Raw genomic sequence first — 23877 nt, 5'->3', positions numbered from 1 at the left:
GAAAGATTACGAAGAATTCAGGCGCGCATAATTCTGCTGAAGCGCCCAGATCAAAGTGATAATCTTTCTCGTATAACAATGACGCCCATGTTGGCGGCGCCGTCAGCGTCCGAAGCGAGCACAACGCCAGGCCGCCCCGATTCCGCCGGCGCGCACGATGCGCTTGTATTAACGTTTCAGGCTAAGGACTCAGGACATGTCTTCACGAACGCTGAACGGGGCGCTGACAGCGACCCTGATTAGTATTTGCATCGCAGGAACGACGCTCGCCGCCGGCAGGCCGCCCACCTCTGTGGTCGCCGCGTCCACGCAATCCGCCCCCTACTACGACAAAATCGAAGCCCTTGGCACCGTCAGCGCCAACGAGTCAGTAAACATCACCCCCAAAATCACCGAAAAAGTCATCAGCGTCCATTTCGACGACGGCGTCAGCGTGAAGCGCGGCGATGTACTGATCAAACTGGATGACGAGGAAGAACAGGCCAATCTGCGTTCGACCCTGGCGGTGCAGGCGGAGCGTGAAAGCGCCTATCGTCGCGCCCAGGAACTGTATAACCGACGCGTCGGCAGCGAGGCGGATCTGGACGCCGCCCGGGCGCGGGTGGATCAGAGCAAGGCGGAAATTGAAGCCATTCGCACCCGCATTTCCGCCCATCAGATCACCGCGCCTTTTAATGGCGTGCTGGGTCTGCGCAATATCAGCGTTGGCGCCCTGGTGGAGCCCAGCGACGTTTTGACTACCCTGGATGACCTCAGCGTCGTCAAAGTGGACTTCGCCATTCCGTCCGTTTTCCTCGCCAACCTGAAACCCGGCCTGAAAGTGGAAGCGGAAACCAGCGCCTATCCCAAACAGGTTTTCAGTGGCGAACTCAAGAGCATTTCCCCCCGGGTCGACCCCGTGACCCGCACCGTGCAGGCCCGCGCGTTGTTCGACAACCCCGGCCGCATGCTATTGCCCGGCATGCTGCTGCAACTGGATCTGCAATCCCGTCCGCGCACCACTTTGGTGATTCCGGAAAGCGCCATCGCCACCGTGGGAACCGCCCATTACGTCTTCGTCGTTGTCGAAGGAGAACCGGCGAAAGCACAGCGCAGACAGGTGGAGATCGGCTCCCGCAAAGCCGGCAAAGTGGAAATTCTGAAAGGACTGGAGGAAGGCGACCTGGTTATCAGTCATGGCTTGGTGAAAATCTCCGATGGCTCCGCAGTAAAAGTCATCGCCGTGGATGACGGAGCCCTCAATGTCGCCAAACTGTTGCAAGGCGAACAGCAGGCGGAACAAACGGAATGATGCTCTCAGACCTCTCCGTCAAACGACCAGTGTTCGCTTCCGTCATCGGTTTGCTGCTGATCGCTTTCGGCTATCTCTGCTTTGAACGGTTGCCGTTAAGGGAATATCCCGCCATTGATCCGCCCGTGGTCAGCGTCACCACGGACTATCCCGGCGCTGCCGCCAATGTGGTGGAAACCCGCATCACCGAGGTGATCGAAGAACGCATTTCCGGGGTGCAGGGAATCGTGTCCATCTCATCCCAGTCCAGTAACGGTCGCTCCCGCATCACCATAGAATTCGACATCGGCCGCGATATCGACGCCGCCACCAACGACATTCGCGACCGCGTATCCCGCATCGCCGACAATCTGCCGGCGGAAGCTGAGCCGCCGGATATCGCCAAAGAGGACAGCAGCGACGACGTCATCCTGTGGCTGAACCTGTCCGCGACCAACATGACCGTGCCGGAGCTGACCGACTACGCCAATCGTTATCTGGTGGATCGCCTGTCGGTGCTGGACGGCGTCGCCCGTGTGCGGGTCGGCGGCGGCAAGGTTTACGCCATGCGCATCTGGCTGGATCGCAGCGCCATGGCGGCGCGGCGCATTACGGTGACGGATATCGAAGGCGCGCTGCGGGCGGAGAATGTGGAGTTGCCGGCGGGAAGCATCGAATCCAGGGACACCCAGTTCACCGTGCGCACCGAGCGCAACTTTAACACTCCGGAAGACTTTCGCAAACTGGTGATCGGCGCAGGACAGGACGGCTATCTCATCCGCCTTGGCGATGTCGCCAAAGTGGAGTTGGGCTCCGTGGAGGAACGGGGAATATTTCGCGGCAACGGCGAAACCATGGTCGGCGTGGGGGTCACCAAACAGTCCACCGCCAACGTGCTGGACGTAGCCCGCGCGGTGCAGGCCCAGGCCAAGCGCATCAACCCCACCTTGCCGGAAGGCATGACCCTGCAAGCCAGCTACGACTCCTCCGTCTTTGTGGAAGGGGCCATCAACGAAGTGGTGAAAACCCTGTTTATCGCCATCGGGCTGGTCATTCTGGTGATCTGGGCTTTCCTGCGGGATTTACGCGCCACCCTGGTGCCGGCCGTAACCGTTCCGATCTCCCTGATCGCCACCTTCTGCGCCCTGTACGCCTTCGACTTCACCATCAACATGTTCACCCTGTTGGCGCTGGTGCTGGCCATTGGAATGGTGGTGGACGACGCCATTGTCGTGCTGGAGAACATTTACCGTCGCATGCATGAACACAACGAGACGCGACTGGTGGCGTCCTTTCGCGGCAGTCGTCAGATCGGCTTCGCCGTTATCGCCACCACCCTGGTGTTGATCGCCGTATTCGTGCCGATCGCCTTTCTGCAGGGCGACATCGGCCGTCTGTTCTCCGAGTTCGCCCTCACACTGGCCGCCGCGGTGGCGTTTTCCAGCGTCATCGCCCTCACTTTGTCCCCCGCCCTGGCGTCAAAGATTTTGCCCAATGACGACAAAGCCCAGGACCTGAGCGGAGGCGGCCATTTCTTCCATGGCGTGCAGCGTGTCTATGGCGCCATGCTGGCGGCCTGTCTCAAGGTGCGCTGGCTGTTTGTAGTGCTGATGCTGGCGATTTGCGCGGGCTCCGTCTGGCTCTACAAGGATTTGCCGGAAGAGTATGCGCCCAAAGAAGATCGCGGGGCGTTCTTTATTCTGGTGAACGGCCCTGAAGGCGCCACTTACGACTACATGCTCGACTACATGAATGAGATCGAACGGCGTTTGATGAAGTTCGTGGACTCTGGCGAGGCGCAACGGGTGCTGGTGCGCGCCCCACGTGGGTTCGGCAATATCGAAAACTTTAACTCGGGCTTCGCCCTGGTGGCGTTGAGTCCCTGGGGAGAGCGCCGCTCCGCCTGGGACATCATGGATGACGTGCGTAAATCCTTAGCGGACCTGCCGGGCGTGCGCGCCTTCCCGGTCATGCGACAGGGGTTTGGCGGCGGCATCTCCAAGCCGGTGCAATTTGTCATCGGCGGCGGCACTTATGAGGAGCTGGCGGAATGGCGCGACATTCTGTCCAAGGAAATCGATGCGTCCAACCCGGGCCTCGCCGGCGTGGACTTCGATTACAAGGAAACCCGCCCTTACCTGTCCGTGCAGATCAACTATGATCGCGCCGCCGACCTGGGGGTAAAAGTACAGGATATCGGGCGCACGCTGGAATCTATTCTGGGTGGACGCACGGTCACCACCTATCTGGACAACGGCCAGGAATACGATGTGATTGTCGAAGGCGAACGCGACGCGCAACGCACCCCCGCCAGCATCCAGAACATCTACGTGCGGTCGCAGCGCAGCGGCGAGTTGATCCCTCTTTCCAGCGTGGTGACCCTGCGCGAATTCGCCGACTCCAGCAATCTCAATCGTTTCAATCGCCTGCGTGCGATCACCCTGGAAGCCAATCTGGAGGATTCCCTCACCCTGGGCAAAGCGCTGAGCTATCTGGAAAATCTGGTGGAAACCCACCTCCCCGCTCACGCCCAGATCGATTACAAAGGCCAGTCCGCTGACTTCCGGGAAGCGGGAACCGCGCTGGCGACTACCTTGGTATTGGGCATTCTGATTGTGTTTCTGGTGTTGGCGGCGCAATTCGAAAGCTACGTGCACCCGTTCGTGATCATGCTGACAGTGCCTTTAGCGGTGGCCGGCGGCATGCTGGGGCTCTATGTCACCGGCAATTCGCTTAACCTTTACACGCAAATTGGGTTGATCATGCTGGTAGGGCTCGCGGCGAAAAACGGCATCCTGATTGTTGAGTTCACCAACCAATTGCGGGATCAGGGACTCACCTTCGACAACGCCCTGGTGGAAGCATCCATGGCCCGTCTCAGACCGATTCTGATGACCGCGGTCACCACCATCGCCGGCGCCGTACCCCTGATGCTGTCCGACGGCCCCGGCTCGGAAACCCGCTCAGTCATCGGCATCGTCATCCTCTGGGGCGTCTCCGCCGCCACTCTGTTTACGGTATTCATCGTTCCCGTGGCGTACAGCCTGCTGGCCCGCAAAACCCGCTCGCCCAAAGCCGTGGAAAAACAATTGGAAGAAGAACTCAAACTGCATGAAGATCACGCCATAGAGCATCTGGCGGATTAGATTCACTCCTATCAACCCGTCGGGAGGGAAGCCTGCCGATGGGTTACATCCCTAGCGCACTCTTATCATCAATGAGACGGCGCATTTGGAGTTTGCTTTGGGTGGACAGCTGGAGTAATTCTTCGTCCCTCATACAACGCACTATCCCGTAAAAACTCCCTGGCTAACTGCGCCGCTGCGACTTGGTTATCCCTCACCCTGGCGATTTCCTGCTCATTCAATTTAACGCAGATATCCTGAACAAAAGGCCCACCAGTCAGAAAAGTCAGATACCAAACCTCACCTTCTTGCATCAGCAAATAGGAATACGCCTCTTTGAAAATAACCTTCAACAAGCCACCTCAAAAGAAAAAGTAAGTCTCTGGCAATTGCCCGACGCCTTGATTTTTGATAATTGATTATTACCGTAATTAAAAAAATCTATCTATTACTACTTTCGTCATCATAATAAGAAAGCTTCCTGCTGACGACACGCACCCAGTCATCAACGTCTATTTGATCATCGGTTTCAACAGAAAGAAGCTGAGTAAACATCTGAGTTGAACTTACTATTGTCCAGATAGAAAAAAGACAGGCCTCATAATCGTCTTGTGTTAAATGTGGAAATTCAGACAGTATCATCCCTCTAATATTTTCGTTAGCCCAGATACTGTCTAATAAATCAGCAACAAAGACATTTCCATTTATCGTAGCTATGCCTTGACGTATAACCTCTCCCTCTTTCTCTGTGCTTGCCCAATGCAGCTTACTCACAAGATTAAGTGATTCATCAGAGGTAGAACCATGAAGAAGCATCCCCGCCCTTATACGATCAGTGGCCCTAGGCAGTTCCTCATTAGGCGTCAACCTAGTCGACAGCTCCTTAATAATGCAATTAAAAACTTGCTTTCCACTGCCTTTTCTCATAGTCATGCCTTATGCTTTTATTTGAAATTATGCCAATTTCAGTTTGGGAAAAATCAGTCTGACAACCCATGAAAAAATCACAGATAAAAGAGCATACTTAAAACAGCACCTATTTTCACTGTCAATAATTAACGATAATCTTTTATAGTCACTCCCACTCACGCAGAAAATAACACTGTCTTCTGATGTTACTTCAATATAAAACCTGACGCATAAGACGAGCCAATTTGGTCTTTGGTCGAAACAGCAGTACAGGCCATCTTGCGATTATCTGATCCTACCCATTAAACGGTAGAACTGATTTAGTTCTTAGGAGTTTGTTTGGGATAGATGGACGGCGTAATTCTTCGCCCTTGATACAAGGTGCTATCCTGCAAAAACTCCCTTGCTAGTTGCCCTGCTGCGACTTGATTATCTCTTACCCTCGCTATTTCCTGCTCATTTAGCTTCACGCTGGTATCATATATCCCGACTCCTCCTGAAAGAAAAGTCAGATACCAATTTTCTTCGTCTTGCATCAGCATATAAAAATATGCTTCTTGGAAAATAAGCTTCAACAAGCCTTTTCAACCTCCCTCATACAGGCAAAGACCACATCGCTTCCAAGCTTTTCGATATAACTCGCATGAATCTCCAGTTCAGGCTTCGCTGCGTCATATAGGCCAGCGTGATCTAGTGCAGCCAAATAACGCTGTAAAAGTAGCGCTGTTGGACTGTCATGACTCGAAAAGAGGTTAACCCCCGCCATCCGTCCCCGGTTCTTTTCCGCAAAATAGGAAGACAGATTCGCCAGTAGATGAGAAAGCTCCTCACCCGTCACGTCAAGCCCAGTCATATAGGTCAAAAACGCCTGTTCGAATATCTCACCATTCTCATCGGACTCACCCACAAAACGACAGACTTGACCACTGATATTAGCCCCATGCACATGTCCAAAATAATCCGGACTACGCACGAAATACCGACCTTTACCACGGAAAAAGTCATCTATCTCATTGTGATTGAGGGCGTACTCAAACGTGTTGGGGTTGCTGGTCAAGATTTATCTCTCATGGCTTCTACACTCAAGTTTCATTTATGAGCGCACTAACCTCCTTTTTTAATTTTTTCAAAAAGAGTGTCTTTTCTGTTTTATCGGTTTCCAACAAAACCATTTCTTTAATCGCAGATCTGGCTTTAGAGTATAGGTGTTTTGCCTCAAGAGGATGCATATAGTTCTGTAATACTCTTTCCTCTTCTTCAGCCATATCAACTTCTACGCTTGTAGGACGTATAGTTAAACGGCCTTCTTGAATAGACATTTGATATCCAAAAAAAGTAATAGTCGCGCGCCCTATCTTAGTGTAGAGAACTCCGCCATGCTCCTGAAAAACATCCAGTTTTTCCATATCGTTTAGCCCCCCCCTTAAAGATAAAGTAGTGGCCTCAAAAGAGTAGAGCTATCGCAGGATATTGACTCTCATTATTGGCGCAATCAATCAGCGCATAATAATGTCGATAACCAGGACAACACCCTTTGAAGGTTTTTAGTGTCGGCTTTTCGTACAAATTCGCATCATTAGTGGACATAAATTATGCGTTTCACTCCTTTAAACTCCTTAACACCTTTTCAAGACAGATCAGCAGACGCCTATATCTAACTTTCTAGCTCCAAATAAAATGCAATATTTTGACACTTCTTTAAAATTTGCGACAATTCCGGGTCTGACTCTTCAAATTCTCTAACAGCGAAGTGCCCAAGAATTATTTTGTCTAGCTTACTTTTATCTTTTTCCTTTCCATCAATTATCGTAAGCAAATAATTAAGCTGCCTAGCTATACTATGATAAATTTCAAAATCCGGTATTTGCTTAAGCCTTTCTTCATTTATTGCTATAGCTTTGCATAGTGTTTCTTTTTTATTCATCCAACCACCGCTTTGTAGCTCCCTTTATTAGCCCTAGCGGAGATTGGCTTTGTTCGCCTACTGCCAGAGCTCAGCGCATACTGCATAATGGTCTAATCACTGCCAATTCAGTAATTATCTGTCACAAGCCTTTTATCTACATATCTGATCCTGTTCTGCGGCCCATGGCCTGCATATTCGGTATAGGTTAAAAATACCGCCTTACAAATCATGCAAACATTTATATATGACTCATGGTAAGGATAAAAGTGAATGGCTACTGGAGCATCCTTGCTCCAATAATTAGTACCATCTACATGATATTCGCTATAGCCATTCATTTTTATTGACTCTTCTGCGCCTTCAAACTCTGCTATGACTTTGATATTTCTCCTAATATCAGGAGTGATATTTACCCATGATTTTAGATCGTGCTTTTTGCAATATTCACAGAAGTCAACATCAATCTCTTCGTCTAAAAGACGGAGAAACGAGTTAGTATTTATTCTGACCATTTTTTCTCTTTAGTATGAGCAAAATTCGTCATTTAGAAATAGCGTCAACAGTAATACAAATGGGCGTATTCATATCGTATCTAAGTGCAGCAGCCATCATTTCAAGATGAATTTGGAGCATGAGGGACGACCCTCACGCCCAGGCAAATCGCACTATATGACTCAAAACATAAAGTCTCACATCTTAAAATCATAAACTTCAACTCACTAGCCATCAAAAGTTTAATCAGCACTCACTCCCTTCAGGTGCTCCCTCAGCTTTAGTAAGTGCTCGCGATAATTTTCAACCACATATACTTCATCTCTATCAAGTTTATTTGTATAAAAGTCCCTCAAATCTGCCTCGCATGCATCGATCAATTCTTGATCCATTCCTTTGTTTCGGTAATTCTCTATTTTATCTTCAGAAAACGGAAAAAATTTTATATATTCAGACCTTTTTTCGAGAATATCACTCAACGCTAATTCTGAAAAATTTTTCAGACATTCTTCTAACGCACTTATATATGCATCAGTCACAAATAAACACAGATCTATATTTTCCGAATAATATTTAACATACTCCTCACACCCTTTCTCATCTTCATCAAAGTCATATATATGCGGGGGAAGATATGAAAGCCTAGAATCCCTTATCTTAACAATCATTTTTTTCACAATATTTTTCAAAACATAATTTTCCGGAAGAATTTTTTCCAAAATCAACTTATCAGAGACAGGCGAAGTAGTTTTATCCCTCACTTGATCATTTTTACTAAGTAACCAAATAAAAAACTCCCAATAAAACAGGCTACTTAATAACTGCCATCTAAAGTTACCAAGGGTAAAAAAACTAGCCGCCCAAGATCATACGGTTAAGCTCACAGATAGCACCTTCAACACTAGAGGCTATCTGAAATTTATTCACCGCCCCCCTGAGTGCTTCCTTATTTTCATCTGCGAAAACAAATTTTATTGGACTATCAGGCTCTATAAACCCCGAAGGATAAAGGCTAATATCATCTCCCCACACATAATCCAGCAATGTCAAATCTACAACGACCATATCCGGTTCAAGTAGAATACAAACCTCTCTAAGGGCCCACTTTATTTTTAATGCATCCTCCTCTCCACCAGAACCATGTCGATACTTTCCGACAATTTTAATGCACACTCCTCTTATTTCCTCCCCCCAGGACGAGGCCTCATAACTTATATCCGAAATATCAAATGAAACACTCTTAGAATTATTCACTATGTAATCATGCGAAGCACAGTCCACATATATATTTTTGAAATATTTTTCAAAAGAAACAGGCAAGTCCTTTACTGCAGCCTCAATAGAATCAGAAACAATTACATTATCGATATTTCCAACCTCTTTACCTGTAACAATATAGCAGTTTCTTCCCCTCCTTATAAAGCGAGAAAACACATAATCAAACCCAATTTCATTGACTTGACTTACTTTACTAACATCAAAAATCATCACCTTGCTCTTCATAAGCTCAAAAACCATACATGAAAGCAAGTACAGCATCTTATCAATTATAACTGAGTCATATTTGTCAAAGCGAACTTCTGATACATTAACAATTGCCACATCAGCAGTTGATCGAGGCAATTTAAGACACACTATTTCCAACTCAAAAAAATCTGAAAAGGGTGGAAGTGTAATTTTTTTCAGCTTCATCTATTATGATTTCCTCGTAATGACATAGTCGCTTTCTTTTTCTCTTTCAATAACTGACTTATTTAGCAATACCGCATCTGCTTTTCGACCAAGTTGATTGCTAGTTGTCTCGCTAAATTCGTCTAAAACCTCTTGCAAAACTGGATCTAACTCTTCCATTTTGTCTGGTTTTAAACGTCCATCATCTGTAAAGTATCTTGCATATCGTCTTTGTAATTTGTCACTGGTAAAAAAGAAGTCTACGTCACTTGCTTTTAGCTCACCACGATCAACCCGATATGCGCCGCCTTTTGAAGATACCCCCGTTACTGCGCTCCCTCTGATTCCAATTTCCACATCATCAATCCCGAGTAAAGCAAGTTTATTTTTAAGATACCCTGATCTTTCCATAAGTTCGCCAGCATTCCTAAATCCACGAACTTTTTTCCCAGAGACAATGGTTTTTGATTCCCGATACGCTCTTCGCCTTCTTTGCCTATCACAATCTTTAGCCTGAAGTCCAAACGGATCGACCCACCCCGTGGGGTTCAGCGCATATTGATAATTGTTGTCTCCCCCCAACAGTCCAACCGGGTCCTGATTGATAAACCGTGCGGCGCTGGGGTCATAATAACGGTGCCGATTGTAATGCAGGCCGGTTTCTTCGTCGTAGTATTGGCCCTGGAAGCGCAGTGGGTTCTGTACTTCTTCGACGTCTTGCAGCGCCAGATTACCGTAGGCTTTGTAGCGAGCGGACCAGACGACTTCGCCTTCCGCATTGGTCATTTCCTGCGGCGTGCCCAGGTGGTCCAGGTGGTAGTGGTAGACCTGCTTGTCCTGGATGAACGCCAGCGGACGGAAGCTGTTGGGTTCGTAGACGTAGACTTTGTTCAGGTGGTTGCGCTGTTCAGATAACAGCACGTCGCCGTTCCAGAGGAACTCGGTCTTGCCGAAGGCGTCCTGTTTGGCGATGCGGCGTCCCAGGGCGTCGTATTGGTATTCGGTCTTTTGCCCGTCTTTTTCAATAGCGACCAGTTGGTTCTGTTTGTTGTACTGGTAACGGGTCTCCAGCTTGCCGCCTTTGCCGCGTTTTTCGCGGATCAGATTGCCGGCGGCGTCGTACTCGAAGTGGCGGTCGCCATGGAAGTTCAGGCGGTTACCCTTGGCCTGATTCTGGCCGTCGAGAATATTGCCCGCCGGGTCGAAGGCGAATTCTTCGTTGCAATAGCCTTCGACTGTTTTCAGGCGATCAAGGGCGTCGTAACGGTAATGGGTGGTCCCTTTTCTCAGGTCGTCGATCAGCGCCAGATTGCCGCTGGCGTCATAGCCGTAGCTGCGCTCGATGATGCGCGCTTTGCTCTGACGATGACTGACCCGATGACGAATCAGGCGTCCCATGACGTCGTAGTCGTAGCGGGATTCCGCCGCGCCCTGGCGGCGACGCAGTTCGCGCCCGTCCTGGTCCCGTTCGATGCTGGTCAGGACGTCGCCGTTGTGGCTGACCTGGGTGAACAGACCATGGCGGTCATAGCCAAAGCCGAGGACGCCGCCGTTTGGCAATAGTGACTTGATGCGGGCGCCCAGCGGGTTGTATTCGTGGCGCAGACGTTGCCCGTCCTGGATTTCCTCCGCCAGACGTCCTGTCGACGTATAGGAGAACTCAAGGGTGCGGTATGGGTTGCTGGCCTGCGTTAATTGTCCGTTGGCGTTGTAGGCGAAGCGACTGATGTCGCCGTCCGGGCTGTGCTTTTCACGCAGGCGGCCCATGGGGTCGCGTTTGAACAGTGTGGTGTGTTGCGCGCGAATGTGTTCGTCTTCGTGTACGCCTTCGATATGCGCCTTCAGATGGCCCGCCGGGTCATACTGATATTGCTGCACCCGACCGTCGAAGCCGATTTCCTGAATCAGGCGCTCGTTGCGGTCATAGGCCAGTTCATAGCGCTCGCCTTTTTCGTTGATCAGGCCGATCAGGTTGCGTTCTTTATCGTACAGGTATTCAAAGGTCTGACCAGCCGTGTCGATGCGTTTGCGCACCTGGGCCAGACCGTCATACACATATTCAGTGCAACGGCCGGCGGCGTCGATAAAGTGCGTCAGCTGGTCGTTGGCGTTGTAGCGCATTTTGAGGACGGAGCCGTCCGGGCGTTTGACTTCAGTGACATTGCCGTTGCGATCGTACTGATAGGCCGTTGTTTGCCCCTGATGATCGGTGGCGGCGCGGACCTGTCCCTGCGCATTGTAGGCGTAACGGGTGGTGTGCTGGTTTTCCGTTTCGCTGACCAGTTGGCCTTCCCGGTTCCACTGCAGTTCCCGGGCTTGTCCCAGTGCGTCGATAATCTTTTGCGGCAGGCCCTGGGCGTTGTATTCGTACTGGGTCTGCACGCCTTCCGGGTCAGTGATGCGGGCCAGCAGGCCCTGTTCGTTGTACTCGCGACGCCAGACATGGCCCAAAGCATTGGTGATCGCCACCGGCATGCCGTCGTCGTTGTAGTCGATCTTGTAATGGCCGCCGTTAGCGTCGATCAGGGCGGTTAACTGACCGTTGTCATTGTAGGCGTAGTGGGTGCTGTGGCCATTGGGATCGGTTTGCTCCACCAGATTGCCGGCGTTGTCGTACAGGCGTCGGGTGATGCCGCCCTCTGGATCGACTTCTTTAACGATCTGGCCGCGATCGTCATAGTGGAAGATGGTTCTGCCGCCGTTGCTGTCGATCGCATGGGAAGTCTTGTTGGCCGGGTCCCATTCGAAACGGTAGTCGTAGACGCCCTGGTCGCCCCACTGACGCACACAGCGGGCGGCTTTGTCGTAGCGGCTCCATTCGAAATAAAAGCTGAAGCCGGTCTTCAGGGTGCGGCGGGTGATGACGTGATTACGATAGGCGTAGGACTCGCCCGCGCCGGCGGGGTCCCGCACCTGCACCAGATCCTGAGCGTCGTCGTATTCGTACTTGGCCAGGGTGTCCACATCGCCGTCCGCGCGCAGCGACTGGATCTCGCAGATCAGTCCCTGCGCGTTATGCAGCACGTACAGGCGTTTGCCCCAGCTGGTCTGAATAAGGGTGACCGGTCGCTCGTAGCCGTCCAGGTTCTGCCAGTATTGAATGCGCACGCCATTGCCGACGCCATCTAGCAATCCTTCCAGACGGTAAACGCCGCCGGCGCCTACGAACAAGCGGGTGGGTTCGCCGCGTTGTTTCAGTACGTAGTGAGTGTCGTCAATCCGACGCAGCTCCAAATGCTCAGCTGAATTGCGGACGGTCTGGCCCGGCTCCACCAAAGGAAAATCAATGTAGCGACCTTCGTCTGTGGTGAAGACCAGACGCCCTTCCTGCTCCTCCAGCTGCTGACACAGCATATGAGTCCAGCCCACGCCCAGACCGCGCTGATGGGGATTGGAGGATTTGTAGGTGCGTTTCCAGATGATCGGCAGAGGGCCGGCGACGGTGAAATCGGTCAGATCCAGCAATTCCTCGCCGGTGACCATGCTGATGGGTTCGCCGCTGGTGCAAACCTTTTTGTTATCCGGCGTGGTCGCGCCATTGTCGTTGCTGCCGGATTTTTCGCTGGCCCCACTCTCATCGGCCGGTGTTGTATTCGCTTGAGGCTGGGCGGGTGTGTAAGTCCTGGGCGCGGACTGGTGGCTCGTAGACTCTCTTGGCTTACTGCTCCACCCCGGATTGCCATTAAGCGCGGTCACATCCATCACTTCGCCGGTGATCGCCGGCGGTGGCGGCGGCGCGGGGTTAGCGCGGTTGATCAGGCGCACGGCCAAAGTCAGTTCAGACACATTGGGTTTGAGACCGTCTTCGCTCTCACTGACAACGGAGCAAAATGGCTTTCTTTTGTCGGTAAACACCAACAGGATTTCGCCCCGTTCGAGCCCTTTAACAAAGTCTTCTTTCCACTTACGCAGATGTCGTGAACCTCGGCCGGGAAACCCGCCAAACGATGAACGAAAGTGACTCCCCTTCAGGTGATTAACAACATCACCGACTTTGGCGTCTATGTTCAGACAACGCTCGGCATAGCTGGAGGCGAAGAAAGGTGATTCAACAAACGGCAGGTCCGCAACAGTGATGTCAGACCAATGCTTAAATACATAACTGCGAGTGGAATACATTCGGAGTACGTCCTTTGTAAAGCGACACAGCAAGCCAAACGGGCCATGGCGTCATGAAAACGGTTACTGGTAACTGGGGGCGATCAGCGAATATCCTAAAACTAACAACGACACATACCGCCCACTTGCCTTACGACACGTCGCGCCAATCTCCATGAGTTTGATTTAAGCGCATACGTAGCCAGTTAAGCGTTAATACTGGGAATTTTCCTTCATTATTCAGGTGGTTATTTCGTGATGTAAGCAACGTTTTGTGATGATGGCGTCAATTATCTTCGGACTTGCTATTAAACATCTTCAAAGGATCAGCCAGAGCTTCTGCAATTAGACTCTTAACCCTCCGATTGCAAAGGCGACTTTTCACCGGTCCCGCGAATTTCGGATCATGCATAACAATACTGATCAACGCAATGTCCGGCGTCCACTCTGCGTTGTTCAATGCTTGGCGAAGACCGTTAACATGCGCGCCATGCTCTTCCGTCTCGCAACCATTCACCCACGATTTATAACGGGGTGACGAGCCTCCCTCACCAATAGCGGCCACTTCAAACTCAACATCTTCTGTTTGGCCTTTGAGCCGGAACATTTTGGGGTTAAAAGCGCATTGCGGCCCGCTCCACATCAAATAAGCCAGTGCCAACAACCCCTGTTTAGAGACATAGCGTTCTCCGTCAAACTCTACAATCAGTCCAGCGTATAAGTGAGCTAACTCAAACATCGCTTTTCTGAGCTGAAAGAAGTCAGGCAAGCGATTATGAAACACTGACGGATCAAGAGAGAGTTTAATGGAACTGCCGCTCGGGCCGTCGCACCTGAAACTTTCCAACGGCGCTAATACATCGCCTTTTCCGAATACCTGTCTCCATCGCCATACGCCATTAGAGCTTTCGATGGTTAGCTTTTCCGAAACTGCATTTACCGCCGCGAGCCCAAGCCCTCCTCCCAGCACATGTATATGGGGAGCATGGTCATCCGCCGTTGGTTTATCGTGATGATGGGTGAGATAGACTTCGACAGGATTACGGGCGCCATCTTCTACAGGAAATGGAAAGCCCGGACCATCATCAGTAACTACGATTTCACTCTCACTAACATCTACCTTCAAAGTCGTCGCCTTGCCCGCCAAAAATAAATCCACAACATTCGCGACAAGCTCGTACACAACATGATTGACGGCATTGTGATCGATATCACCAAAGTACATGCCAGGACGTTTTCTCACCGCGTCTTTAAAGGACAACATGCTTCATTCTCCAGCGCCTAATTATTACTCTTCGCCCAATACATCTGCTTGTGCCCTTTATCTTCATAATCTTTCACTAATGCCAAAGCTTCGGATTGGGTCATGTCGCCCTGGATGAAGAAGGTATTGTTGTTATCGTCCTGACGCCAGACGGACCAGTTTGGCGTTGCCGTTTCAACAAGGTCGGACGGTTCGAAGGCCGTTTGATCCAAAGGGCATTCTCTAATGACGAAATGCTCTGTCAGGCCTTGAAATGGCGCTTGTTGGGATAAGTCTGCAATGGCTTGATCGGCTTTGGCTTGGGAGGTGAACACGCCGATAAAACCAGAATGGATCGTGTGATGGGAGGGGGAGAAAAATAACGCGTAGACGAGTTGCATGGCTAACGATCACCTGTCTGAAAGGAGCGTTTCAACGGGTGATCATTATACCTGAAACCGTCGCTAGAAGCCTTTTAAATCTGAGGCTTAAAGAGAGCCAGGCGTCCCTGCCATTGGCGCATAATCCCTATCTGAAATCCTGCTTAGCGCAGTTTTTTATCAAGCTGCGCGCTTTAGAATTTCCCGGCTGACGTCCAAGGTGATTGCGCGATTTTCACCCAGTGCGGTCATGCCGTGTTTTTCCAGCGCGTCAACCAGCGCCGGAACGGCTGTATCGCCTTCAATGCCTGCATGGGAGAGTCTGGTTGGGATGTCCAAGCTGCTGTAGAGACGTTCGATGGCTTCGATCGTGGTTTCCGCCAGCTTGTCGTCCTGAGGCAGATTGAACACATTACGCCCCATTTGCTCCAGTTTGGCGCGCTTGTCCGCCATTTGCACGCGCAACAGCGAGGGCTGCACGATGGCTAGAGTGCGGGCGTGATCGACCCCGTAAAGCGCAGTGATTTCATGACCGATCATATGAGTCGCCCAATCCTGCGCCACGCCGGCGCCGATCAAACCATTCAATGCCTGATTGGCGGTCCACATCAGGTTGCTGCGCCATACATCGTTGTCACGCTGTGGAAACTCTTCCGCCAGACGCACCAGATTACGCAACAGCGCTTCCGCGTAGCCATCCTGCACCCAGGCGTCGCTGTTATGGGACAAGTACTGCTCACAAATATGCACGAATGCATCGACAACGCCGTTGGCGACCTGACGTTCGGGCAAAGATTTGATTACATCCGGGTCCAGCACCGCGACGCGCGGCAGCACCAATGGAGAGCCGAAGGACAGTTTTTCTTTGGTCGCGGCTTTGGTCACAACGGAGCCGCCATTGGACTCTGAACCTGTGGCCGGCAAGGTCAGCACCACGCCAAGAGGCAGCGCGCGAGCGATAGTGTATTTGCGGGTGAGAATATCCCAGCCATCGCCGTCATACAGGGTTGCAGCCGCGATATATTTACAGCCGTCGATCACCGAGCCGCCGCCCACCGCCAGGATGTAATCCACCTTCTCACGGCGCGCCAGCTCAACGGCTTTGTCTAATGTCTCCACCGTAGGGTTGGCTTCTACGCCAGAAAACTCCACCCAGGAATGGTCTTTCAGCGCGTCTTTAATCTGATCGTAAACGCCGTTCTTTTTGATGGAGCCGCCGCCGTAGACAACCATTACCTTTTGCTCCGCGTCGATCAAAGACGCCAGCTTAGCGATGCGGCCTTGGCCGAACTCAATGCGAGTGCTGTTGGAAAAAGAAAAATTCATACTCACTTCCTTTAGTCGCGATAACTTTACAGGCGCGTCGACACGGAGCGGCGCCGGATTAATTGCGCATACTCATAGAGGGCCTTTCACTATGAGGAAGATAAAAACATCCGCGTCGAATATGGGACAGGAACATACTCCTATCCCATCAGGAAGCAAAGCGCCCAACCCTTTGCAAGGGGAAGTTAAACAGAAATAGGCAAGGATTCGACAGAATCGGGATAAAGGGAATTGCTCAACGCTGCATCGTCACTGTGAGGAAGCAGCGTTATATGACTTTAACGAATCAGGCGATTCGCCCGCTTGAAATTATGCCAGGGCTTCCGCCTTTTCTTCGATGGGGGCGTCTATCACAACAGCCCTGCGCCGCGTCTTCAGAATAGGGCCCTTCACCCACAAATAAAACAACGGCACAAAGAATATCGCCAGGGTTGTCGCTGTCAGAACGCCGCCCATTACGCTGGTTCCGATGGCGTTCTGGCTTGCTGAACCAGGTCCGGTGGAGAGCGCCAGCGGCGTTACGCCAGCGCCGAACGCCAGTGAGGTCATCAGGATGGGACGCAGTCGTAAACGGGCGCCCTCCACCACGGCGGTCATTGGCGTCATGCCCTGGCGCACCGCCGCTTCGGCGAACTCCACGATCAAAATCGCGTTCTTGGCGGACAGTCCGATGGTCGTCAGTAATCCAACCTGGAAATAGATATCATTGGGCAAACCGCGCCAGTACACCGCCAACAGCGCGCCCAACACGCCAAGAGGAATGACCGGCGCCACCGCGCAGGGTATGGTCCAGCTTTCGTACAACGCCGCCAGACACAGGAACACAAACAAGATCGACGCCAAATACAGCAGCGGAGCCTGTCCGCTGGCCAGCTTGTCCTGATAGGACAGGCCGCTCCATTCAAAGTTGGCTCCCGATAAACGCGCCGCCTGCGCTTCGACCTGCGCCATCGCATCCCCGGAGCTGACGCCTTGCGCCGCCGCGCCGAAAATGGGAATGGCGTGCAGGCCGTTATAGCGGCTTATTTCCGTGGGGCCGTTGCGCCACTCCGTGCCACTGAAAGCGGTGAAAGGCGTCATGGCGCCGCCGGCGCCGCGCACAAACCAGTGACGCAGATCGTCCGGCGATGCACGATAGGGAGCGTCCGCCTGCACCAGCACCTTCTTCACTCTTCCCTGATGCACGAAATCATTCACGTAATAACCACCCCAGGCGACGCTCAGGGTCTGGTTGACATCCTCCAGCGCCAGCCCCAAAGCAGAGGCCTTTTCGCGATCAATCTCCACGCGCAGCTGCTGGACATTGCGGTCAGCGCCAGCGCGCACGTAGGAAAAGCGCTCGCCATCCTGAAGACTTCGCTCCAGTTTCGCCGCCGCCTCAGTCAGCCCCTCTGCGCCCAAACCACCCAAATCCTGCAACCAGAGTTCGAAGCCGTTACTGCGCCCCAGACCTTCAATTGGCGGCAGCACCATGCTGTAGGCCTGAGCGTCGCGCAAACGACCAAAAGCTTCCGTTGCGCGATCGGCGATCGCCTGCGCGCTGTTTACCGCGCCCTTCCGTTCAGACCAGTCTTTCAACGCCACAAACCCCATACCCGCGTTTTGTCCCGCGCCGTCAAAACTGAAGCCGGACAGGATATACACGGACTCTACATTCGACTTTTCCTGCTCCAGAAAATAGCGTTCAATCTCTTGCGCCACCTTGGCGGTGCGGTCGTAGGTCGCGCCCGCAGGCAGGTTGAACTGAACCAGAACGGTTCCCTGATCTTCGTCGGGAATAAACGCCGTGGGCAAGCGCCAATACACCAACGCCATCACTGCCACCGCTAACAGGTAGACGGCGCTGAAGCGCAACGGCCGCGACAACATAAACCCCAGACCGCCGACGTAACGATGCTGAACTCTGCCGAAGCTGCGATTCAAGGCGCTGAACACGCCGGCGGACACCTGACCATGACGCAGGAATCTGACGCAAAGCGCCGGCGTCAAACAAATCGCCGCCAATGCCGACAACGCCATCGCCGCCACCAAAGTCACGGAGAACTGCCGATAGATCACCCCTACCGATCCAGAGAAAAACGCCATGGGCAGAAAGACTGCCGCCAGCGCCGCCGCCACGCCGATCAGCACGCCGGTGATCTGTCCCATGGACTTCAACGTCGCCGCGCGCGCATCCAGTCCTTCCTCGCGCATGATGCGCTCAACGTTTTCAACCACAACAATGGCGTCGTCCACTAACAGACCTATCGCCAGCACCATAGCGAACAAGCTGAGCGTATTGACGGAATAGCCAGCGACGGCGAGCACGCCGAATGTACCCAACAGCACCACAGGCACCGTAATCGCGGGAATCAAGGTGGCGCGCCAGTTCTGCAGGAACACGAACATGACCAGCACCACCAGCGCCACCGCTTCCACCAGAGTCAGCAGCACTGATTCGATGGACAACTTCACGAAACGCGTGGTGTCTTCCGGGAAGGCGACTTCCACTCCCGAAGGAAAATTACTGCGTAGTTGCGCTATCCTTTGCTTCACCGCCTCGGCGACCTGCAAGGCGTTGGCGCCAGGCGCCAGCATGATCGCCAACCCTGATGCGGGATGCCCGTTAAGCTTACTGGTTCCGCCGTAGTCTTCCGCGCCTAACTCTACCCGCGCCACATCGCCCAGTCGCACCACGGCGCCATCCCCATCGGTTTTGATAAGAATGTCGCGAAACTGCTGCGTCGACGTCAGCCGCGACATGGCGGTGACGCTCACGTTCAATGGCTGTCCCGGTCTGGCGGGAAGCGCGCCGAGTTCGCCCACGGAGACTTCTGTATTCTGCGCCGCGATGGCGTCGATAACGTCCTGGGGCATCAAGCGATAACTGTTGAGTTTGTGCGGGTCCAGCCAGATTCGCATGGCGTAGGAAGAACCAAAATTCTGCACTGATCCCACGCCGTCCACCCGGCTGAGGGGGTCCTGCAGACTGCCCGCGAGCCAGTCGGAAATATCCGTGTCGCTGAGGCGGTCGCTGGCGTCATAAAACGCCAGAATCATAAGAAAGTTGTTCTGGGACTTATTAACGGTCAGCCCCTGTTGCTGGACCGGCGCCGGCAAACGTCCCGACGCCTGCGCCGCTTTATTCTGCACTTGCACCTGAGCGATATCCGCATCGGTCCCATGCCGGAAAGTGAGCATGACTTCCGCCGCGCCGGAGGAACTGCTGCGGGAACTGAAATACATCAGGTTATCCAGCCCTTTCAGTTCCTGCTCAAGAATCTGCGTGACGCTGTTTTCCACCACTTCAGCGGACGCGCCCGGATAGTTGGCGGAGATCATAATTGTCGGGGGCGCGATATCCGGATATTGCGACACCGGCATGGACATCAGCCCCAGCGCCCCAGCCAGCATCACCACAATCGCCACCACCCAGGAAAACACCGGGCGGTTAACAAAAAATTCAGCCAATCGCTGGCGGCTCAGGTCATCCGCCTGTACAGGATCTTTCATTGTCGCCGCCTATTACTGAAGGGTCGCCGCAGCGAGATCAACGGCAAGCTCTTTAGCTCGCACCGACTCGCCGGGGAAAGCGTTCAACAGACCTTCCACGATCACCCTGTCGCCGGGATTCAAACCAGCGCCAACAATCCAGTGACGTTCCTGCGCCCCAAGGATATGCAGGAGGCGCTCTTCCACGACCTCTTCCGCCGTCACCACCATCGCCATGGCTTCGCCGCGGGCGTTGTGCGTCACGGCTTGTTGCGGCGCAAGATAGACATCCGAATGCACGCCCCGCGTCAGTTCCGCCCGCACGAACATCCCGGGCAACAGCAGCCCATCGGGATTGGGAAACTCCGCCCGTAAGGTCACCGAACCGGTCTGCTCGTTCACACTGACTTCCGTCAAACGCAGAACGCCTGGGTGAGGATAGTCGGAGCCATCTTCCAGTTTCAGCCTGACTTCTTCGCCTGCTTGAGAAGCAGACTGTTCAGACAGAACCCGACGCAAGGAAAGCAACTCACGACTGGATTGCGTCATATCCACATAGATTGGGTCCAGCTGCTGCACCAACGCCAGCGGCGCGCTCTGCCCCTCCGTCACCAAAGCCCCCTCGCTGACCGCGGAACGACCGATGCGTCCCGCGATGGGCGCGGCGATCTCCGTGCGTTGCAAATCCACTGTCGCCAGTTGCAGCGCCGCCTGCGCCGCTTGCACCGAGGCTTGCGCCTGCCGATAGTCGCCCTGAATGTCTTCATGGTCCTGCCGACTGACGCTTTTATTGGCGGCCAGCTCGGCATAACGCCGACTCTTTGCGCTCAGGCTGTCCAGCCGCGCCTGGGCAGTCGCCAGATTCGCCTGCGCCTGATCGAACAAGGCCTGATAGCGCTCCGACTCAATGCGATACAACGCCTGCCCCGACGCCACCAGCGCGCCCTCGGTAAACAAACGGCGATCGATAACGCCATTGACCTGTGGGCGCACCTCCGCGGAACGATAGGCGACCGTCCGCCCAGATAACTCCGTCCGAATTGGCGCATCCTGAGGCGACAGCGTCACCACCCCCACTTCCGGCGGGGGCGGCGGAGCTGGCGCAGGGGCTTCCCGCTCGCCGCATCCGGCCAGTAACAGGGGAAGCATCAGGGGGCGTAACAAGTGGAGTAATAGGTGGAGTAGCAAATAACGAATTTTTTCCATGATGACTGCGTTCGACACTTCCTGAATCGGGAAAGACGGCCAATACGACGCGCTTCCAAAGGATTGATGGTGATCAATAAACACTTAATGATAATAGTTATCATTTGCGTTAACATTATATGAGTTCTGACCGCCATCCTGTCAACGCGTTAGCGCCGCTTTTCGTCAACGATCCGCGCAAAGCCAGCGTCAGCGCGACTTAGGACCCAATCAATCACTTCAAGGGGTAGAAATATCACAATGCTGCACAATCGCTTTTTGTTTCTTTTCCTGACGCTGTGCGCCAGCCTGCTGACCGCCTGCGGCGCAGACAGAGACGTCGCCGCCAACACGTCGACACAGGCCGCGCCCGCCCTCACCGTTCAAAATGCGTCAACCTGGCCGAGAACGCTGTCCACATCGCAAGGCGACCTCATCCTGGAACGCGCGCCGCAGCGCATAGTTTCCACCAGCGTGACGCTGACTGGCGTTCTGTTGGCCATTGACGCACCTGTAGTGGCCAGCGGAGCTTCCTCACCCAACACCGAGGTCGCCGATGCACAGGGCTTTTTCCGGCAATGGGGCGACATCGCCCGTCGACGCGGCGTGCGTCCGATCTATCAGGGTGCGCCGGACGCCGAGGCCATCATCGCGGCGGAGCCGGATTTGATTGTCATGGCGGGAACCGGCGGCGACTCCGCTCTCGCTCTTTACGAGCAACTCAGTTTGTTCGCGCCGGTGTTAGTGCTCAACTATGACGATAAAAGCTGGCAGCAGCTGGCCTCTCTCCTAGGCGCCGCCACAGGCCGCGAGCAACAGGCGCAGTCGGTAATCGATGAATTCAACGCCAGGGTCGCCGATGTGAAAGCGCGCATCCAGCTGCCGCCGCAGCCGGTCTCTGCGCTGGTGTATTACGAAGACGGCTCCGGCGCCAACCTGTGGACGCCAGATTCCGCGCAAGGCCAGTTATTGCAGGCGCTGGGCTTTGAAGTCGCCACGCCGCCCTCCCATGTTCAGGGCGGCACTCGCCAGGGCGTGCGTAAAGATATCGTGCAGCTCGACGGAGAGAACCTTTCCGACGGCTTACAGGGACGCACCATGCTGCTGTTCTCCGCCAATGAAGATCGGGTTCGGCAAATCAGCCAGGATAAGTTTCTCGCCCATACGCCCGCTATCCAGAGCAACCGGGTATACGCCGTGGGGCTGGATACCTTTCGCCTGGACTACTACAGCGCCAGCAATTTGTTGCAGCGACTGACCGACCTGTTTCCTGAGACGCCTGCCGCAGTCGCCGACGCCAATACATCGTTTATCACGCATCCTTGAGAGCCAACCGGTTTTACCTTCTCTACCCACTGCGCCTGGATCATCACTGAGCGCAGTGGGTCGTCCCGGCATTAAGCCGGTTCTTCGTTTTCTGCGACAAAGCCGCCCATAGGTTCGGTTTCTTCTGGAGGCGCGCCGGACTGCATTTTCCGCAAGGAGCCGAATCCCAAGGTCATCGCCGCTCCCGCCATCGCCACCGCGACGCCGAAGGAAAAGACGCCCAGCACCGGCGTCACCGCCCGCGCCAACGCGCCCAGTCCAACCGCGCCGACGCCGTCGCCAACCACATCCTGAGCACTCCACAGGCTGTTCACCCGCCCCAGCAACCGATCAGGCGTATGACTTTGCACCAGCATGAACTGCAACAGAGACGTGATTGAGCCGAGATAGCCGACCAGCGCCAACGCCACCAGCGCCAGCCAGATATGGCTGACTACGCCAAGGGACGCCACCGCCAGCGCTGAAGCGGTCATCGCGCCCAGCATCAACGCGCCTGGACGCCGCCAGCCGCCGACCCAGCCGCTGGTGAAGGCGCCAAGCATCGCACCCAAAGGCACGGCGGAGAACATCAATCCGACCTCAAAGGCGCCGCCGCCATAGCCTTCTTCAGCCAGGGCCGGAAACAGTACGCGAATAGCGCTCAATACCGTCTGCGCCGTGCCAACAACGATCACAGCCCCGACTATTTTGTGGCGACAGAGAAATTGAAAACCCTCCAATAACGCCTGCAGAGGATGCCCTGGCGGATGATCCCCGGGCTTCAAGGATGGCAGCCGCACCAGAGGCAGCAAGGTCGCCACGGTGCCGACGCCCGCCAGTAGATAGTTCCAACTCACGTCGGCGGAGACGATAATCAGGCCGCCCACCGCAGGAGACATCACCGCGCCAAAACGCACGGTAAGCATACTCAACGCCCCGGCGGCGGCCAGGTTTTCACGGCCCACCAGGGTCGGAATCGACGCCATCAGCGCGGTGATGCCCATGGCGCCGAAAAAGCCGTCCCAGGCGGAAACGATATATAACGCCAGCAGCGACGGCTCCGCCACGAAACTGTTTAACGCCAGGGCGAGAAAACCAGCGCCACACAGAAAACGCGCCGTCAGAATCAACTTGCGACGGTCGAAGCGATCCGCCAATACCCCGCCGCACATCAGACCGACAAACATGCCGACGCTGTCCAGCGCCATGGCGAAACCGACCTGCAGCGTGGAGCCGGTAAGCTCGTGTATCTGCACTGGAACGGCGACCGTGAGAATGCCAAGGGCGAATACCGACATCATTCGCGCCACGAAAACAGCGCGAAAGTGCGAGTTGTTTTTGAGCAGACTGAAGTCCACAAAGATAGATGATTTGCTCATTACACCAGCCAAAGAAGTGATGAATAGAAGTGATTTCCCTGCCTCTATTCGCAGGATTGCGCGGCAATGGTTTTACCCGGTGGCGCAGCATGATAGTATATCAATCGTTAATACAAA

Annotated in this window: 19 protein-coding genes; 3 read left to right on the top strand and 16 right to left on the bottom strand. The window is 53.7% G+C overall.

The window, feature by feature from the left end:
- The first annotated feature begins 196 nt into the window (after positions 1-196).
- Both ACQYWX_RS13835 and ACQYWX_RS13830 read left to right on the top strand, forming a co-directional pair.
- Positions 197-1291 carry an efflux RND transporter periplasmic adaptor subunit gene (locus ACQYWX_RS13835; protein ID WP_431689196.1) on the top strand — a complete coding sequence of 365 codons (1095 nt, stop codon included), beginning with the start codon at positions 197-199 and terminating at the stop codon, positions 1289-1291.
- Entirely contained in the window at positions 1288-4416 is a 3129-nt protein-coding gene (locus tag ACQYWX_RS13830) for an efflux RND transporter permease subunit (protein ID WP_431689195.1), read from the top strand. Before ACQYWX_RS13835 ends, ACQYWX_RS13830 begins: the two co-directional genes overlap by 4 nt.
- A 68-nt stretch (positions 4417-4484) precedes the next feature.
- Here ACQYWX_RS13830 and ACQYWX_RS13825 read toward each other — a convergent pair whose 3' ends face one another.
- The 15 genes from ACQYWX_RS13825 to ACQYWX_RS13755 all read right to left on the bottom strand — a co-directional run bounded on the left by ACQYWX_RS13825 (position 4485) and on the right by ACQYWX_RS13755 (position 21097).
- Complete coding sequence (locus tag ACQYWX_RS13825) at positions 4485-4748, bottom strand: hypothetical protein (protein ID WP_431689194.1); 264 nt, start codon at positions 4746-4748, stop codon at positions 4485-4487.
- Positions 4749-4836: 88 nt separating this feature from the next.
- Positions 4837-5322 carry a hypothetical protein gene (locus tag ACQYWX_RS13820; RefSeq protein ID WP_431689193.1) on the bottom strand — a complete coding sequence of 162 codons (486 nt, stop codon included), beginning with the start codon at positions 5320-5322 and terminating at the stop codon, positions 4837-4839.
- A gap of 302 nt (positions 5323-5624) precedes the next feature.
- Positions 5625-5882, bottom strand: a complete 258-nt coding sequence (locus ACQYWX_RS13815) for a hypothetical protein (RefSeq protein WP_253938749.1) — start codon at positions 5880-5882, stop codon at positions 5625-5627.
- Positions 5876-6361: a hypothetical protein gene (locus ACQYWX_RS13810; protein ID WP_431689192.1), complete on the bottom strand. Its 486-nt coding sequence runs from the start codon at positions 6359-6361 to the stop codon at positions 5876-5878. Before ACQYWX_RS13810 ends, ACQYWX_RS13815 begins: the two co-directional genes overlap by 7 nt.
- A 25-nt stretch (positions 6362-6386) precedes the next feature.
- Positions 6387-6710 carry a hypothetical protein gene (locus tag ACQYWX_RS13805; protein ID WP_431689191.1) on the bottom strand — a complete coding sequence of 108 codons (324 nt, stop codon included), beginning with the start codon at positions 6708-6710 and terminating at the stop codon, positions 6387-6389.
- 248 nt (positions 6711-6958) lie between these two features.
- Positions 6959-7228, bottom strand: coding sequence for an immunity protein Tsi6 family protein (locus ACQYWX_RS13800; RefSeq protein WP_431689190.1), 270 nt, complete (start codon positions 7226-7228; stop codon positions 6959-6961).
- 107 nt (positions 7229-7335) lie between these two features.
- Complete coding sequence (locus ACQYWX_RS13795; RefSeq protein ID WP_431689189.1) at positions 7336-7722, bottom strand: hypothetical protein; 387 nt, start codon at positions 7720-7722, stop codon at positions 7336-7338.
- A 222-nt stretch (positions 7723-7944) separates the two neighbouring features.
- Positions 7945-8463, bottom strand: a complete 519-nt coding sequence (locus ACQYWX_RS13790) for a hypothetical protein (protein ID WP_431689188.1) — start codon at positions 8461-8463, stop codon at positions 7945-7947.
- A 91-nt stretch (positions 8464-8554) separates the two neighbouring features.
- A complete protein-coding gene (locus tag ACQYWX_RS13785) occupies positions 8555-9394 on the bottom strand; it encodes a hypothetical protein (protein ID WP_431689187.1) in 840 nt (279 codons plus the stop codon).
- 3 nt (positions 9395-9397) lie between these two features.
- A complete protein-coding gene (locus ACQYWX_RS13780; RefSeq protein WP_431689186.1) occupies positions 9398-13492 on the bottom strand; it encodes an RHS repeat-associated core domain-containing protein in 4095 nt (1364 codons plus the stop codon).
- A gap of 265 nt (positions 13493-13757) precedes the next feature.
- Positions 13758-14735: an ATP-binding protein gene (locus ACQYWX_RS13775; RefSeq protein ID WP_431689185.1), complete on the bottom strand. Its 978-nt coding sequence runs from the start codon at positions 14733-14735 to the stop codon at positions 13758-13760.
- A gap of 17 nt (positions 14736-14752) precedes the next feature.
- The gene (locus ACQYWX_RS13770) at positions 14753-15115 is read right to left on the bottom strand and encodes a hypothetical protein (protein ID WP_431689184.1); all 363 of its coding nucleotides are present in this window, start codon (positions 15113-15115) and stop codon (positions 14753-14755) included.
- Between the two features lie 159 nt (positions 15116-15274).
- A complete protein-coding gene (locus ACQYWX_RS13765) occupies positions 15275-16420 on the bottom strand; it encodes an iron-containing alcohol dehydrogenase (protein ID WP_431689183.1) in 1146 nt (381 codons plus the stop codon).
- Between the two features lie 309 nt (positions 16421-16729).
- Positions 16730-19912, bottom strand: coding sequence for an efflux RND transporter permease subunit (locus tag ACQYWX_RS13760; protein ID WP_431689182.1), 3183 nt, complete (start codon positions 19910-19912; stop codon positions 16730-16732).
- 12 nt (positions 19913-19924) lie between these two features.
- Positions 19925-21097 carry an efflux RND transporter periplasmic adaptor subunit gene (locus ACQYWX_RS13755; RefSeq protein WP_431689181.1) on the bottom strand — a complete coding sequence of 391 codons (1173 nt, stop codon included), beginning with the start codon at positions 21095-21097 and terminating at the stop codon, positions 19925-19927.
- A gap of 240 nt (positions 21098-21337) precedes the next feature.
- Here ACQYWX_RS13755 and fepB point away from each other — a divergent pair, with 240 nt between their 5' ends.
- A complete protein-coding gene (gene fepB / locus ACQYWX_RS13750) occupies positions 21338-22402 on the top strand; it encodes a Fe2+-enterobactin ABC transporter substrate-binding protein (RefSeq protein ID WP_431689180.1) in 1065 nt (354 codons plus the stop codon).
- 71 nt (positions 22403-22473) lie between these two features.
- Here the strand turns inward: fepB and entS are convergent, their stop codons facing one another.
- A complete protein-coding gene (entS, locus tag ACQYWX_RS13745; protein WP_431689179.1) occupies positions 22474-23760 on the bottom strand; it encodes an enterobactin transporter EntS in 1287 nt (428 codons plus the stop codon).
- Positions 23761-23877: the final 117 nt, after the last annotated feature.

Origin of the sequence: Hahella sp. NBU794, from assembly GCF_050749805.1 — a bacterium.
Classification (GTDB): domain Bacteria; phylum Pseudomonadota; class Gammaproteobacteria; order Pseudomonadales; family Oleiphilaceae; genus Hahella.
The sequence above is the reverse complement of the archived record's forward strand: the minus strand, read 5'-3'. Positions and strand labels throughout refer to the sequence as shown.

Bases quoted from the DNA above. Each gene is read 5' to 3' on its own strand.
- fepB (WP_431689180.1), top strand. From the start codon at position 21,338: ATGCTGCACAATCGCTTTTTGTTTCTTTTCCTGACGCTGTGCGCCAGC.
- ACQYWX_RS13795 (WP_431689189.1), bottom strand. From the start codon at position 7,722: ATGGTCAGAATAAATACTAACTCGTTTCTCCGTCTTTTAGACGAAGAG.
- ACQYWX_RS13755 (WP_431689181.1), bottom strand. From the start codon at position 21,097: ATGGAAAAAATTCGTTATTTGCTACTCCACCTATTACTCCACTTGTTA.
- ACQYWX_RS13760 (WP_431689182.1), bottom strand. From the start codon at position 19,912: ATGAAAGATCCTGTACAGGCGGATGACCTGAGCCGCCAGCGATTGGCT.
- ACQYWX_RS13820 (WP_431689193.1), bottom strand. From the start codon at position 5,322: ATGAGAAAAGGCAGTGGAAAGCAAGTTTTTAATTGCATTATTAAGGAG.
- ACQYWX_RS13830 (WP_431689195.1), top strand. From the start codon at position 1,288: ATGATGCTCTCAGACCTCTCCGTCAAACGACCAGTGTTCGCTTCCGTC.
- ACQYWX_RS13775 (WP_431689185.1), bottom strand. From the start codon at position 14,735: ATGTTGTCCTTTAAAGACGCGGTGAGAAAACGTCCTGGCATGTACTTT.
- ACQYWX_RS13765 (WP_431689183.1), bottom strand. From the start codon at position 16,420: ATGAATTTTTCTTTTTCCAACAGCACTCGCATTGAGTTCGGCCAAGGC.
- ACQYWX_RS13835 (WP_431689196.1), top strand. From the start codon at position 197: ATGTCTTCACGAACGCTGAACGGGGCGCTGACAGCGACCCTGATTAGT.
- ACQYWX_RS13805 (WP_431689191.1), bottom strand. From the start codon at position 6,710: ATGGAAAAACTGGATGTTTTTCAGGAGCATGGCGGAGTTCTCTACACT.
- ACQYWX_RS13800 (WP_431689190.1), bottom strand. From the start codon at position 7,228: ATGAATAAAAAAGAAACACTATGCAAAGCTATAGCAATAAATGAAGAA.
- ACQYWX_RS13770 (WP_431689184.1), bottom strand. From the start codon at position 15,115: ATGCAACTCGTCTACGCGTTATTTTTCTCCCCCTCCCATCACACGATC.
- ACQYWX_RS13780 (WP_431689186.1), bottom strand. From the start codon at position 13,492: ATGTATTCCACTCGCAGTTATGTATTTAAGCATTGGTCTGACATCACT.
- ACQYWX_RS13785 (WP_431689187.1), bottom strand. From the start codon at position 9,394: ATGAAGCTGAAAAAAATTACACTTCCACCCTTTTCAGATTTTTTTGAG.
- entS (WP_431689179.1), bottom strand. From the start codon at position 23,760: ATGAGCAAATCATCTATCTTTGTGGACTTCAGTCTGCTCAAAAACAAC.